This window comes from Sphingobacterium sp. UME9 (genome assembly GCF_014170215.1).
Taxonomy (GTDB): domain Bacteria; phylum Bacteroidota; class Bacteroidia; order Sphingobacteriales; family Sphingobacteriaceae; genus Sphingobacterium; species Sphingobacterium paramultivorum.
Genome location: NZ_LZZP01000013.1, coordinates 16,963 through 31,851, shown reverse-complemented (window position 1 = coordinate 31,851; position 14,889 = coordinate 16,963). Strand labels below are relative to the sequence as shown.

The window sequence follows — 14,889 nt, the reverse complement described above, 5'->3', positions numbered from 1 at the left end:
CAGCTACACCCAACCTACTCTATAGAAGCGCTTTCAGCAACTAAATATGGCCCTGGTTTCACCAATGTTATTAGGTTATTTTGTTAATGTGATTTTATTTGCCAAACTCGATTTACCATATACCAAATCCATAAAAGGTAGCTTTAGCAAGACCCCTTTCTTATTTCCGGCAACCTTTGCCAGGCCGTTTACCTGAGATGCTATCGGTTTTTCAAAACGAATAATCTGCGTATAGAATGCATCTGCAAACTGTGTCGTATTATCGCTTCCCAACTGATTGAATTTTGTCTTCCAGTCAGCAGAAGCCACAAATTTGCGTTCAAAAACATTGCTTGGTGCATTATAATAATAGCGGTTTGAATTCGATATCTTCGTTTTAAATCGATTTGCCAATATATCTGAAAAGGCATTCAGCGATTCTATCTGACTAAAGTCACATGAAATATTAACGATATAATTGGTAAAATCTGTGCTGTACTGTACATTAGAAATACCTTTAGTCTGCTTGAGCAGCTGAACAGCAGATCGAATTTCTTTCTCCATGTCGGCTTGAGAAGGGATCTGGATTCCCTTGATACTTTTCATCTTCATTAAAGAAGCTACCTTGGTTTTGCTTTTACTTAAATTCAATGTCGCTGCAATATGCCCAGAACCATTCGTTTTTAAGTCGATCTGCTCAACAAAATCAAAGCAGCTCGATAATGTCAACGCCATTACAACGGCACAGATTATCGTATAAAATCTTTTCAATTTTCCTTTCACTTTAAGTACTTCTTCCATTACAACGTTGTAACGATTAATAATTTGTCAAATCAATATATGTTTTGACATGAACAGCAAACATTGTGCTATTTTTTTCCTATTGACAAATTTATTAAAAACGAGAATGCAGTTTACTACCTGATTTCAGGGAAAAATGAAGAAAACCAATGCAATGCTATTACTCCTTCACAAAGGAATTAAAACCGCTATCCTTAGCCCATTGGAGCGAATTATAATAGGGATGTATCCACTTATTTAAATCATTAGGGACATAACAGGACAGTCCAGAAAATCGCAAAATGGGCTTACCTAAAAAAGTTGCTGTATTCGCCTTATAAATAACCAATTTCGAAACTGTAGCCTCGATAGCGGTAGTCTCAGTCGGCAACATATTCTGATGTACAAAATCAAGAAAATCAAAGCCAGCCGATAAGGATTTTTCATCAAAATCCAATCGCTGTAAGTTATCGCGATAGATCCCTGTGAGCGGGGATCTGGTCAGTGCGACGTGAACGTTCTTTGCAAGATCCGACCAATATGCATTATTGACCACAGAAATAGTAGCAGATCGATAGAGTCCTGTCAACTGATTATAAAAATTAAAATATGTTGTCGCAGTAGATATCAGCCCCCGTTCAAGATCAGGATCGACCAAGTGTTTCAAGACCAAATGATAAGGCATACTGGTTGAAAGCACTTCTGCTGGAGAAGCTATCGTATACTTCGCTTTATCCCGAAGTTCATATAATACTTCGACACTTGCCATGGAACAGGCGTCAAATAAGAGAAAATCAAGCCCAGACGGAATGATCGCCTGCAAATCTCGCAACTCCGTTTTATTTCCCCGATCTTCATTAAACGACATCAACTTGACCCCAACATTCGGTAGCCAATTTGTTGCATGTGACCACAGAACCAGACCTGATGGGCGATTACCAACATATCCTTTCATCGTCTGCAGGATTTGCTTCATCACTACTGGATTCGCCGAATCTTGATCCCCATAAGATTTGATGACCGTACTCTTTATTTCCGGGCTCTGGTCAGCAACAATTTTATAAATTTTAGGTGTAGTACCTGCCAAAGTCGCATACACATACACATCTGCATCTAATCCAACCATTCCCTCTTCCATTGCATTGATGCTATTGTAAGCATCCGAAACTAAATTATTATTGGCCCCAATATAAACCAACAAAACACGGCCATCTCTTTCATTTACAGCATTTTCTTTGTCATTGCAACTAGTTAACAGCACTACAAATAGCAAATAAAACACTCCAAATAATCTGAACACACTAGAATTCATCAAAATACAATTAAAATCGCAACAAATATATCTAAAAATCAAATATATACATCAAACAAACATTTAATTACACAAAAGAACACGAAAGGTTCACATTAATTTAACTTAACTTAAGTATTTTTGTCATTACTTTATTAACACACACTAACTATCAATATGATTAACAAGATCATAACTATTCCAAGACAGAATATCTTGCGAATAGCTTACTTTATGATTGCATTGCTTACATTAGATTCCTGCCAGAAAACAGAATCTAAAATGGAGCAAGCTGCAGTACAATTTTCCCCAACTATCGTCGGCCAAATTAACACGAAAGCAACTGGAACCTCCTGGGATCAGAATGACCAGATCGGAGTATTTATGTCCAAATCAGGCCAGCCTCTGGAAGCAACTTCCATTGTTGATGAGGTCAAAAATCAGTTATTTACTTTCAATGGCTCACTATTCCAGAGTGCCCGCCCAATCTTCCTATCTGCTGAAAAAGTAGATTTTATCGCCTATCATCCTTATAAATCCCTTACAGATTTTCAATATCCAATTGATTTAAGTGATCAGTCTAATCCCACAGCTTTAGATCTGATGTACGCAAACAATGCCAAAAACATTGACAAGAGTAACAATACGGTTCCCCTTATTTTTGTACGTCAATTGAGTAAAGTCAGCATTAATCTATCCATTACCAATACCGCCGCATTGGAAGCAAACCAGATTACGGTAAAAATGCCGTCCATAAGCACGCAAGGAGGATTTGACTTAACAACAGGGAAATTGATAGTCAATTCGACGGAGAAAAAAGATGTTCAAGGAAAAGTATCTGTAAATGCCAATAAAACGGCTCGCATAGAATTTATACTACTCCCTGGTGAAGACATTACAGGAAAAGCTATTAAGTTTATGGCCGCTAATGGTGATACCTACACCTGGACAATCCCGCAAAATCAGAATTTAAAAAATTTAATAGCTGGAAATCAATATAGCTTCGATATCAAAATCGACAATGGCAAGCCAAGTGGTGGAATCGGTGATTCACAAGCTTATTTGGAAATCCCAAAAATGAGTAACCTAGGCAATGACGAGGTATTTATTCAACATTTTATGCCCGATGCAAGCGACAGTAGGAATTACGCGATGCTCTATGACAAAAAGCTAAAAATGGCTTATTGGGTAGCCTATCCATTATACAGCAGTATTCTTGGATCAGGCAATCGTACAGATGCATGGGGATATGATCCGCAAGTATCTACTGCGTTTCAACCATTGTTGCTTAATGCGCAAGGCTTTAGTAAATATGGTTATGATAGAGGGCACCAATTGCCCAGTGCCGATCGTAATCTGACGACTGCGCAGAATAAAACAACATTCTATTTCACCAATATGACCCCACAGGTATCTTCACTCAACCAAGGCGTTTGGAGACTACTGGAAGAAAAAGTACGCACCTGGTCCGCCCAGTGTGACACGATGTATGTCGTCACAGGTGCAATGCCTATCACAAACAACAATAATACACTAACTTTTGCACAAGACAATCAAGGGAAAGACGTCGCTGTACCTAAATATTATTTCAAGGCCTTGGCCATGAAAAAAGGTGAAGATTACTATACTATTGCTTACAAGATGGATAATGCAGCACCACCATCCAATAGTAAATATGACAATTATAGATTAACCGTAAGCGATCTTGAAAAAGCAACTGGCTTCACATTTTTTCCAGATCTAAATGATACACAAAAAGGGAACATAAATACCTCCATTTGGAAATAATTAATAAACGATTTAGTCATATCAATTCAGTTTAATTATGAAAGTAAACCAACTTTTATTCCTAGCGACTGCGGCAGCTGCCGTAACCAGCTCTTGCCAAAAGGCACCTATTTCAGAACAAGAACTCACCAAGGCGGTGACTTTTTCGTCAACAATCTCTAACCAAGTGACCACAAAAGCTGCTGGCGCAAATTGGGAAAGCAACGATGCAATCGGTGTTTTCATGAAAACCGGTAGCGGCTTAAGCAATGTATTGGCAAGCAACAAGCAGTATGTAACGACAAAAGGAGATGGTAATTTTAGCGCAAGCAGCATTACTGAAGAAATCAATTATCCAGCTGATGGCTCCAATGTAGATTTTATTGCCTACTACCCTTACCAAACAACAATCACAAACAACATTTATCCAGTTAATGTAGCTGATCAAACCCAACAAAATAAAATTGATCTCTTATACGCTAATAATGTAACTGGAGCCAACAAGAATAAACCAAATGCGCAACTCCAATTTGGCCACAAACTCAGCAAAGTCGAATTGACTGTTGCTGCTGGGACTGGTGTAAGTTCCCTATCAGGTCTTACGGTAACTTACAATGGATTTAATACTACAGCAAACTTCGACCTAGCAACAGGTACATTAGCTGCTGGCGCTAACCCAGCTTCGATCAAGGCAAAAACTACAGCGGGAACAACTACAACAGCGGCAGAGGCCATCTTATTACCTGTAGCTAGCGTTGCCGGTGCAAAAGTTGAATTCAAAATTGGTAATGAAACCTATACGTGGACTTTACCATCATCAACAACTTACGAAGCCGGTAAAAAATACAGCTACAATATCACCTTGCAAGAGCAGGCTGGCAACAATGCAGCTATTGTGGCGTCTGGAAATATCACAGACTGGACCGATGTACCGTCGGGTTCATACGTGATCGGTAAAGACGAAGATAATGGTGGTACAACTGATCCTGTTGAACAAACATTGTATGAAGAAGATTTCGGGACAACCCCATTAAGTAAGGATGAAAAATTTAAAATAGCTGATTTCAAAGGCTGGTCGAATACGACTGTTACATATTCCGATCAATATGCAAAAGCGGATATTAGAACAACTGGGACTATTGTAAACAATCACGTATGGCTGCCTACTACAGGTAATTCAGAGCTGGCTATAGAAGGAATTAATACAGAAAAAGCAAGTAAATTAAAAGTTTCGTTTGATGTGGCAATTGGAACATCAAAGGATTTCGACCTACAAAATCTAGCAATCATATTTAACGGTCAAACATTCAATCCTGAATCTAAAATGATCCTTTCTGCAGATGCAAATAAATTCATTAATGTAACAGTAGATCTTTCTACTGCAACTACACTGTCTGCTAACTCGAAATTATCCTTCTTCTCAGATATCCAGACCAACAAAGCTGGTCTCCGTATCGATAATATCGTCTTGAAAGGCCAAAAATAAAATACAATAAAAACATCTTCAAATGCAACACATCTAAAATGTGTTGCATTTGTCATCTAAATACATTTCACTATTTAACCTCAAGCTATGTATAAAAAATACATACTTTTTGCCCTCTTATCTGCTGCCAGTACACCTATATTTGCCCAAAGGGCCAATGTACAGGGTATTGTCCGCAACCAGGTGAGCAAAGAACCTTTCTCCAATGTACGTCTCGTCTTTGAGAAAAATCAAAAGTCGGTCGTCACCGATTCCAAAGGGAACTTCAGTCTACCGAAGTTAAACTCGGGTGAGGAAACTATCCTGATCACAGGTGGTAATATCCAGGAGATCAAAATTACCGTTCAGATCCCGGCCTCCGGCCTGCTCAAAATGGACGATATCTACGTCCTTCCAAGTACCGACAACGACAACATGGTACAACTAAGCATGGCTGCCGATGATCTATTGGATGATGACAACGAATCTTTCGACCAAAACATTGCAGCCAAGATTATCCTTTCTAACGACGTATACGTCAACAAAATTGGTTATCAGCTCTCTCAATTCCGTTTTCGTCTCCGCGGATACAACAACCGCTACGAACAAAAATACATCAACGGCGTACACTTCAACGACCAATTGCGCGGAGTCTTCAACTATGCTTCCATCGGTGCCATCAATGATTTGACCCGAAATGGAGACCAAGACAATGCTATGGACGCCTCGACCTTTACATTCGGCTCCATCGGCGGTTCCGAAAATATCAATATGCGCGCCAGCACCTTCGCCAAAGGAGCAAAAGCAACAGCCACATACACCAACCGCAATTACTATAGCCGGGGTATGCTGAGCTATTCAACGGGACTAATGGACAATGGCTGGGCATTTACAGGCTTAATCGGTGGTCGCTATGCGGATAAAGGAAATATTGAAGGTACATTTTACAAAAACTTCTCCTACGCACTTTCCATCGAAAAACAATTCCAGCAAGGCAAACATAGTTTATCACTGGTCACCTTTGGTTCACCGGTAGAGCGTGGCCAACAATCAGGTTCTTTCCAGGAAGCCTATGATCTCCTCGACAACAACCTATACAACCCCAATTGGGGCTATCAAGACGGAAAAATCAGGAATTCGCGTATCGTCACGGCTTATGACCCTACCGCAATCCTTTCACATATCTGGAAAATCGATCCAAATACAAAATTAACGACAGGTATATCGCTGCACTATGGCAAGTATGCCAGTACAGCATTAAACTGGTACAACGGTCCGGATCCTAGACCAGACTATTACCGCAATTTGCCGAGTTATTTTACGGATTCCATCACAAATCAATACTACAGCAACCTTTGGCAATCGGCAAAAGTATCGCAAGTGGATTGGGACAATTTATACCTCGTCAACAAGCTCGAAAATAAAATCAACGATGGTGCAGCCATCTACATGTTGGAGAAACGCCATAGCGACCTATTGGAAAGCAGTTTCAACACAACACTCAACAAAACGATCAATGAGCATGCTAAATTGACGCTCGGTATCGGTGCCAAAGGTTCCCAATCGCAACAATATAAAACTGTAGCGGATCTGCTGGGCGCCGAATATGTACTGGATATTGACAAATTCTCTGAACGCGACTTTGGGCAAAATACAGGTCAGAGCCAAAACGACTTGTTAAATCCCAACTTTAAGGCACGCAAAGATGATATTTTTGGATATCGTTACAACATCAATATCAAGTCTGCGAATGCATGGCTACAAAACGAATACACGTATTCGAACATCGACTTTTTCTACGCTACACAGCTTTCTTACACCAGTTTTCAACGTGTAGGCTACATGAAAAATGGACGCTTCCCGACCAATTCCTATGGTAAAGGGCAAGAACACCACTTTTTTGACTATGCTTTCAAGGGGGGAATGACCTACAAATTCAATGGCCGCCACTTATTAAACGCCAAAATCAGCTATCAGACCAAAGCACCATTGGCTAATGATGCTTATATCTCACCCAGGGTAAGTGACTTTACTTTTGAAGACCTCAAAAGTGCCAAGATATTCTCTACAGATATCAGTTATGTCTTCTCCTTGCCGAAACTAAATGGTCGTTTATCGGTCTTTCAGACCAACTTTACAGATCTCATCAGCCGACAAAGTTACTATAACGATGCCGCCCGTACCTTTATCAACCATGGTCTAAAAGATATGAACCAGGTCAATAGAGGGATAGAGCTCGGATTGACCTATAAAGTTGACAACAATTGGAGTATTGATCTCGCAGCAACAAAGGCTGAATACTATTACAGCAATAATCCAATGGGAGCACAAAACTCCGAAAATGGGTTGATCAATAATGAACGCGAGATGGTGTACCTCAATAACTACTATGTTGGTGGAATGCCACAGACCGCAGGAACTTTAGGAGTCCGTTATTTCGTAAACTACTGGTTTTTTGGCGCTAATTTAAATTACGCTGGCGATATGTATCTATCGAAAGCTCCTCTTCGTCAGTTGGCATCTAACTACAGTACCATCAATCCTTACGATCCAGAGCTCGATAATGCTTATCATATCCTTACTGATCAAGAAAAGTTCAAAAATAGTGCAACAGTCGATCTATCAATCGGTAAAATTCTTTACCTGAAGAATCGCAATTCAATGAACTTCAATTTAGCGGTCAATAACGTCTTAAATAACAAAAACATCAGAACTGGAGGTTTCGAAAATGCACGTTTGGATATTACTGCAGCAAATAAGTTTGCATCCAAATATTATTACATGCAGGGAATCAACTGTTTTATGAATGTATCCTATAGATTTTAATCTCGACAATAATGAACAAAAAAAATATACAAGCTGTCTATACATCGATGCTATCGGTTATCTGTATTGGACTCATCTTATTTACAGGAGCCTGTAAGCGTGATCCTGAAGCCCCTCTATTGACTCAACCGATCTATGACGGTCCCAATGCCAACACAACGATAGCCGCATTGAAAGAAAAATATGCTAACATTACCGATCCAAAAGTAATCGATGAGGATCTGATCATTAAAGCACTGGTGACCGGAAACGACATTTCGGGCAATATCTACAAACAATTGTACATCCAAGATGAAACTGCTGCCATCAATCTAGGAGTCGACCAAAATAGCATGTACACAACTTTCCGCGCAGGCCAGGAAGTGTTTATCAACTTAAAAGGCCTGTCCATGGTGAAATATGGTAGTGAGCTACAGATCGGTTTCAGTGGAACCAATGCCAACCGTATCGCCTGGGAAATTTTCAAAGAGCATACCAAAGTAAACGGATGGCCAAATGCAGCCAATTTAACGCCATTGGAAGTTGATCTTTCTAAATTAGACGCTTCGATGGTCAACAAGTTGGTTATCATTAAAAATGTGCGTTTTAACAATGGTGGTGTCAATGCTTTCGCAGGTGGAACGGCGACTGTTAGCGAAGTAGTCAAAGATGCGAATGGTAAAACATTGGATGTCCGCAACAGTAACTTCTCCAGTTTTGCTAAAGATATCCTTCCTAAAGGGAATGGAACATTAGTCGGAATATTGGGCCGTTACAATGGTGGCTGGCAGCTCTTCCTGCGCGATAAAACAGATGTGATTGACTTTGATGGAACTGACGCTGGAACAACACCAACTGACCCTGAAACCGGAGGAACAATTTTCAACGAGACATTTGGAAATGGTACCTACCCAAGTGGCAACCGTCCTAAAATTGCAGATTTCACCGATTTCGATATGAAAGCTCCGGTGACGTACAGCGAGGAAAGTGGTTCGGCAGATATTCGTACAGCGACAGGAATCAGTGCCTCAGTATGGCTTCCGGCAAACAAAGATATTACACTGAAAATCGCTGGAATACAAACGGCCAACAAAACGGATCTTACATTGAGCTACCAGCTTGTTCCTAATATTTACAATGTTGGTGAAGCGACCAACCTCAATGCTATGAAGGTGAAGGTCAACGGAACAACTTATACGATTCCAAGCACACCAGTAGCGATCAACTCGACAGATGATCGTAATAAATATTACACGGTCAGTATTCCAAACATTACACCTGCAGCGACAAGTACCGTCGAATTTATAATGACTGGCGCTGACAATGCCTTTGGCTTCCGTTTAGATAATATTAAAATCGTAAGCGCAACTGGCGGAAACGGTTCTGGCAATACGATTATCGTTACTAAATAAATTAAAGATGAACTATAAACACATCAGCTGTATTTTTCTTCTCCTTTTATTTGTTGTACACACAAGTTTCGCACAAACCAACCGTCGGGTTTACCCCATCGCATTCTACAATTTGGAGAATCTATACGATCCTGTAAAAGATTCAACGATCAATGATGATGAGTTTACACCAAAGGGTGCCAATACATGGACAGAAGCTAAGTATCAGCAAAAAATAAAAAACATGGCACGAGCGATTCGTGCCATCGGCTCACCTAGTTCTAGTTTGGGTCCCATTGCTCTTGGGGTAGCCGAAATTGAGAACCGTCGGGTTTTGGAAGATCTTACACGAGATCCACAGCTCCGTGAGCTGGGATTAAAGATCGTTCATCACGATTCTCCTGACCGTCGCGGTGTGGATGTTGGGTTCCTTTACAATCCGGAATTCTTCACGCCTTTTAATGACAAGGTTCATCCATTCAACCTACCGGAAAACCCAGGCTTTAAGACGAGAGATCAACTATTGGTATCCGGCACGATTGCTGGAGATACGGTACATATCATTGTCAATCACTGGCCTTCGCGTTATGGCAATAAATCTTCTGAACTTCGCGAATTTGCAGCCGGAATTACCAAAGGCATATGTGATTCGTTATATCGCGAAAATCCCGAGGCCAAGATTATTATCATGGGCGATTTAAATGATGATCCCAAAGATAAAAGTGTAAGGGAAGTATTGCAGGCCAAGAAAAATCCGCAGGATGTACCTGCGCAGGGCTTATATAATACCATGTGGAAGTTTTACGATAAGGGCATTGGATCACTGGGCTATCAGGGACAATGGAATCTCTTTGATCAAATCATCATTTCTAGACCTTTATTGGACAACAAAAACAAGGGTTTACGTTTTGTCAAAGCTGAAATCTTCAATCGGGATTTTTTGGTGCAACAGGAAGGCCGCAACAAAGGCTACCCGCACCGAACATTTTCTGGAGGAGTATTTATCAATGGCTACTCAGATCACTTTCCAACATTGATCTATTTGGTAAAATAATATAAATGAAATCCGATTAACTCTTCTTAAGCGGAATTAAAGATAGGAGCTCGATATAAATGAGCTCCTATTTTTTTTTGATCTCCCCAAGTCTTCAGTAATCTTTTTATTATACACAAGCTATAAACTACCATTTAATCTCCTTATTATACCATGGTTCAACCGCAATTTTTACTAGATTTAGCAGATGAAGCTTATACTATTTGATCTGGACGGAACACTGCTAGACACATTACAAGACCTCGGGGACAGCTGCAATGCTATTCTTGAACAACATGGATACCCAACGCATCCACTCGTTGCTTATAAGAAATTTGTAGGCAATGGCGTGCAGAAACTTATCGAACGCGCATTACCGCAAGAAGCACGGTCAGAAAATATCATCTCAACTTTACTCAGTGCCTTTAAAGTGTATTATGAGCAAAAGCCCATAACGCACACAAAACCATATACCGGCATTATACCGCTACTACAAGAACTGAAATCATTAGGCTATCTCATCTCGGTAGCATCAAATAAATACCATGAAGCGGTGATACCTTTGATGGCCGAATACTTTCCCGATATTTCATTTGATCTCGTTTTGGGGCATCGAACAGGTCGCCCCGCCAAGCCTGATCCCGATATTGTCTTCGACAGTATCCAAACACTCGGTGTTAACAAACAAGATTGCTTTTATCTAGGCGATTCATCCGTGGATATGGATACCGCCAATAATGCAGGAGTAACAGCTATTGGTGTTACTTGGGGCTTTCGGGAAGAGAGCGAGTTAAGACAACACGGTGCACAGCATATTATCCACCATCCACAGGAACTGTTGGAAATTCTATAAAAGAAAAGCGGGACCTAAATCAACACTGATTTAAGTCCCGCTTTTTTCGATCACTCCCAGTGGTCTGGAATAGCGCTCATATACATTTGAAATGCCGATGAGATCGCGAAAACCTTCGCGCGAATGCCAAAATTTACATTTTTGCATCCATGAGTTGATCACCCTGTACTTTTGGCTTACCAAGCTTCATTTTTACAACAAAAGCTTTATCTGCACTAAACGTTGCCGGAAGAACAATATCATAATATATATTCTTATCAAGATCCAAACCAATGTCGGAACGTTTAAGAGCTAATGATTGACCATTTTGCAACAAGACAGCTTCTACCGGAACCTCAGCTGAATTCTTCGGTACAGCAATACGGACAATATTATTGACCGGTCGATTAAAGACAGTAAGATAGAGGTTGTCCTCTTTTTTTGTAAAATACCCCAATTTAGATGGAGCAAGTCCTGCATGTCTCACACCATAAACAGCTTCACCATTGATTTTGATCCAGTCACCAATCTCTTTCGCCAATTTATCCTCTCCTGGATGCATCCGGCCATTTCCATCCGGACCAAAATTCAACACGAAATTCCCGTTCATCGACACACAATTCATCAACATATCGATCAAATCGTCGGATGTCTTTGTATAAATACCCGACCAATCTTTCATGTAACCCCAACCATTAGGCGGGATGGTCATCACACAATCCCAGTCACGCCCTTCTAGCCATTCAAATTCTTTCGGCATTTTGCGTTCCCAGCCTTGCTCATAATCCCCCAACATATCACCATTCGAGTCGAAATGCCGTTTTCCAAATTCATCGTTTCGAAAACGGCTACCGATGATTAAGCCCGGATGTTTCTCACGGAGTTCCTTCTCCAGTTTATAGGTAAAATCATATGCCTGAATCCAGGACTGATCCCAAGTACCATCGAACCAAAACCCTTTTATCTGCGGATAGTTTTGAAGCAGCTCCAACAATTGGTTACGGGTATACTCCAAAAACTTATTGAATTTTGCCTTTTCTTCCGGTGTAGACGGCGCCTTACCCATATAGTTTGAATTATTCCATTCTAAGATCGAAAAATACAAAAACACATCTATCCCTTCAGCGGTGTAAGCGTCTACAACCTGCTTGACGATGTCTTTTTTATAAGGGCTTTTCTTAATGGTATAGTCTGTATACTTCGAAGGCCATAAGGCAAATCCATCGTGATGTTTGGTGGTAAAAATCAGGTATTTTGCCCCCATTTCTTTAGCCTGCTTAGCCCATAGCTTTGCGTCAAATCCTTTGGGATTAAATTGCTTGTATAAATTATCATAGGTGTTTTTCCAGTCCTTTGGTGCAGTAGGTCCACTCCAGGTACGAATCCATTCGGAAGCGGCCGCACCTTTACGAGCGCTTACTCCTTCCCATTCATTGCCAGGAATTGCATAAAGCCCCCAATGGATAAACTGTCCTAAACCATATGTCCGAAAACGCTCCATCGCTTCATCGGTTCGATGTGCCGGTGTTAAAGGCCCGTATTTTACGTCAATTCTTTGCTCCACCTTTTTGCGTGGCCCAGTCCATTGGGCAGAAACAGTTTTCCCGGCCAATAGCGCACCAGCCAAGAGCAAGGGCATCATCAATCTGTTATAGCTTATCATATTTTATCTAATTGTTTATTATCACGATTCTATATAGTCCAACTTATTCAAAGACAAAAAACGCAACTAGTCGGGACGATCAATATACTGTTTCTGTACTTTCTTCATGACGACCGGTTCAGGGTTACTGTCCTGAAATGGATCAAAGTAATAGAGTCCCTGTTCCCGATACAATGCTAAATGTTTCTTTAACACTTTAGTGAATTGGTCAAAATTACGTTGCTTGCCAGATGTCCATGCTGCTTCCGCCAATGCCGCAATTCTCGGAAAGACGAGATAATCCAATCGATTGGTATTTGTCACGGTTTCAGTCCATAGATTGGCCTGGATACCCAATATCTGTTTTCTTCGACCACCTAAACTATCCAACTGTTCGCCTGCAAAATTGTAGACATCTTGAATAGGGTTAAACCCTTTGCCCCATTTCCGTCCATACCGATGGTTTTCCTGCTGCACAAAATCAAAATATAAAGGTAAACGCGGTGTAAGAATTGCCTGATATCCTTTATCCAAAATTTTGTTGAGCTGTTCGGGTTTATCATGGCGCCACCACATCATCACAGTCTGCGCTTTGTTCAGTTTTGCGTCTACCATCTCATCCCAAACAATGATTTTTCCATTTATTCGGGCAACGGAATCTGCCATACGTCGAATAAAATACTCTTCCACTTCCTTATTGGATTTCAGCCCTTCTGCCTTTTTTAACTCCTGCACCTGTAGATCATTATTCCAGGCATCACTACCAAAAGCAACCTCATCTCCGCCCAAATGAATGTAGGTCGAAGGAAAAAGCGCTTTTACTTCGCGCAGCACATGGCTTAAAAATGAATATGTCGTATTTTTTGCTGGGTGAAAAGTAAAATCAGGGTGTTTTTCATTACCCCCGCCCGATAAAAACGGATACGCGCGATTTGCCGCTGTTGCATGTCCAGGCATATCAATCTCAGGAATGACCTCAATATTACGTTCATCAGCATAAGCAATAATCTCACTGATATCATTTTGCGTATAATACTGTACCCCAGCATAGGGATCTAAATAATTGCCTATCCCACCTATTTGAGCCAGCCAGGGATAACGTTGTATACTAAGGCGCCACGCAGGCTCATCCGTCAAATGCCAATGAAACTTGTTCAGTTTATAGAAAGCCATCCAGTCCAACAATGACTTTACTTTTTCCTTCCCGAAGAAGTGTCTCGACTCATCTAACATAAAACCGCGCCATGTAAATTGTGCTTTATCTGTAATTTCAACAGCATCCAACTCACGCTGATCACCGCTTTGGGCTGCAACGGACAACAATTGGTCTAAACTTGCAATTCCATTGACAAGTCCTGATTTATCTGAAGCGTAAATTCGAATATGAGTAGGATCTATCTGCAAACGATAGGCCTCATGTTCAAGTGTTTTATCCCAGCTTACCATAACCTGGCCTTCGTCGGCCTTGGTCGCAGCATAGGCCGAAATCCCGAAACGCCCAAGTAGGAGCTTCTTGAAATACAATATCGTGGGATCAAAATAAGGATCGCTTATAATGCCTATATTTCTACCTAGGATGAGTTTCCCCTTCCGCGCTTCCTGCTGTTGCGGACGTGGGATGATAGCAACCTGTGCCTCCACAAACTGTATCGTCAAGAATACCAAAAGAAATGTTCCTATTAATCTATGTTTCATCCGTTCTATCGTTATTTTCAACTGATCAGATTAAATCTGCTTGTGTAAAGTATTTGTTTCTAAGTAGGTTCGATCCTACATTATTCAAACCTAGTTTGCGCTATAATCGGCCCACCACAGCCAGCACGCGATGTAAAAGGAATACGAAAATCCATCGTATGAACTGTTTATATCGGTTCTGCCCACAGTTTATCTTGTAATACAATGGT

10 protein-coding genes are annotated in these 14,889 nt (G+C 40.7%); 6 read left to right on the top strand and 4 right to left on the bottom strand.

Annotated features, from left to right (window positions below; genetic code table 11):
* Positions 1-75 precede the first annotated feature (75 nt).
* Together A9970_RS19225 and A9970_RS19220 are read right to left on the bottom strand one after the other, a co-directional pair.
* The gene (locus A9970_RS19225) at positions 76-780 is read right to left on the bottom strand and encodes a hypothetical protein (RefSeq protein WP_182983377.1); all 705 of its coding nucleotides are present in this window, start codon (positions 778-780) and stop codon (positions 76-78) included.
* A 160-nt stretch (positions 781-940) separates the two neighbouring features.
* On the bottom strand, positions 941-2,071 hold the full coding sequence (locus A9970_RS19220; RefSeq protein ID WP_182983376.1) for a clostripain-related cysteine peptidase: 1,131 nt from the start codon (positions 2,069-2,071) through the stop codon (positions 941-943).
* Positions 2,072-2,227: 156 nt separating this feature from the next.
* Here A9970_RS19220 and A9970_RS19215 point away from each other — a divergent pair, with 156 nt between their 5' ends.
* The 6 genes from A9970_RS19215 to A9970_RS19190 all read left to right on the top strand — a co-directional run bounded on the left by A9970_RS19215 (position 2,228) and on the right by A9970_RS19190 (position 11,364).
* Positions 2,228-3,838 (top strand): DNA/RNA non-specific endonuclease, encoded by a 1,611-nt coding sequence (locus A9970_RS19215; RefSeq protein ID WP_182983375.1) that lies wholly within the window; start codon positions 2,228-2,230, stop codon positions 3,836-3,838.
* A gap of 37 nt (positions 3,839-3,875) precedes the next feature.
* Positions 3,876-5,303: a fimbrillin family protein gene (locus tag A9970_RS19210; protein ID WP_182983374.1), complete on the top strand. Its 1,428-nt coding sequence runs from the start codon at positions 3,876-3,878 to the stop codon at positions 5,301-5,303.
* Between the two features lie 87 nt (positions 5,304-5,390).
* Entirely contained in the window at positions 5,391-8,108 is a 2,718-nt protein-coding gene (locus tag A9970_RS19205; protein WP_182983373.1) for a TonB-dependent receptor, read from the top strand.
* A gap of 11 nt (positions 8,109-8,119) precedes the next feature.
* Complete coding sequence (locus A9970_RS19200) at positions 8,120-9,499, top strand: DUF5689 domain-containing protein (protein WP_259655440.1); 1,380 nt, start codon at positions 8,120-8,122, stop codon at positions 9,497-9,499.
* 7 nt (positions 9,500-9,506) lie between these two features.
* A complete protein-coding gene (locus A9970_RS19195) occupies positions 9,507-10,532 on the top strand; it encodes an endonuclease/exonuclease/phosphatase family protein (protein ID WP_182330413.1) in 1,026 nt (341 codons plus the stop codon).
* 187 nt (positions 10,533-10,719) lie between these two features.
* Entirely contained in the window at positions 10,720-11,364 is a 645-nt protein-coding gene (locus A9970_RS19190) for an HAD family hydrolase (RefSeq protein WP_182983372.1), read from the top strand.
* A gap of 133 nt (positions 11,365-11,497) precedes the next feature.
* On the opposite strand, the gene A9970_RS19185 is transcribed toward A9970_RS19190, so the two are convergent.
* Together A9970_RS19185 and A9970_RS19180 are read right to left on the bottom strand one after the other, a co-directional pair.
* Complete coding sequence (locus A9970_RS19185) at positions 11,498-13,006, bottom strand: alpha-L-fucosidase (RefSeq protein ID WP_182983371.1); 1,509 nt, start codon at positions 13,004-13,006, stop codon at positions 11,498-11,500.
* Positions 13,007-13,072: 66 nt separating this feature from the next.
* Positions 13,073-14,680, bottom strand: a complete 1,608-nt coding sequence (locus tag A9970_RS19180; protein ID WP_182983370.1) for a beta-N-acetylhexosaminidase — start codon at positions 14,678-14,680, stop codon at positions 13,073-13,075.
* Positions 14,681-14,889: the final 209 nt, after the last annotated feature.

Coding starts and splice junctions, on each gene's coding strand:
- A9970_RS19225 (WP_182983377.1), bottom strand. CDS start 780: ATGGAAGAAGTACTTAAAGTGAAAGGAAAATTGAAAAGATTTTATACG.
- A9970_RS19220 (WP_182983376.1), bottom strand. CDS start 2,071: ATGAATTCTAGTGTGTTCAGATTATTTGGAGTGTTTTATTTGCTATTT.
- A9970_RS19215 (WP_182983375.1), top strand. CDS start 2,228: ATGATTAACAAGATCATAACTATTCCAAGACAGAATATCTTGCGAATA.
- A9970_RS19210 (WP_182983374.1), top strand. CDS start 3,876: ATGAAAGTAAACCAACTTTTATTCCTAGCGACTGCGGCAGCTGCCGTA.
- A9970_RS19205 (WP_182983373.1), top strand. CDS start 5,391: ATGTATAAAAAATACATACTTTTTGCCCTCTTATCTGCTGCCAGTACA.
- A9970_RS19200 (WP_259655440.1), top strand. CDS start 8,120: ATGAACAAAAAAAATATACAAGCTGTCTATACATCGATGCTATCGGTT.
- A9970_RS19195 (WP_182330413.1), top strand. CDS start 9,507: ATGAACTATAAACACATCAGCTGTATTTTTCTTCTCCTTTTATTTGTT.
- A9970_RS19190 (WP_182983372.1), top strand. CDS start 10,720: ATGAAGCTTATACTATTTGATCTGGACGGAACACTGCTAGACACATTA.
- A9970_RS19185 (WP_182983371.1), bottom strand. CDS start 13,006: ATGATAAGCTATAACAGATTGATGATGCCCTTGCTCTTGGCTGGTGCG.
- A9970_RS19180 (WP_182983370.1), bottom strand. CDS start 14,680: ATGAAACATAGATTAATAGGAACATTTCTTTTGGTATTCTTGACGATA.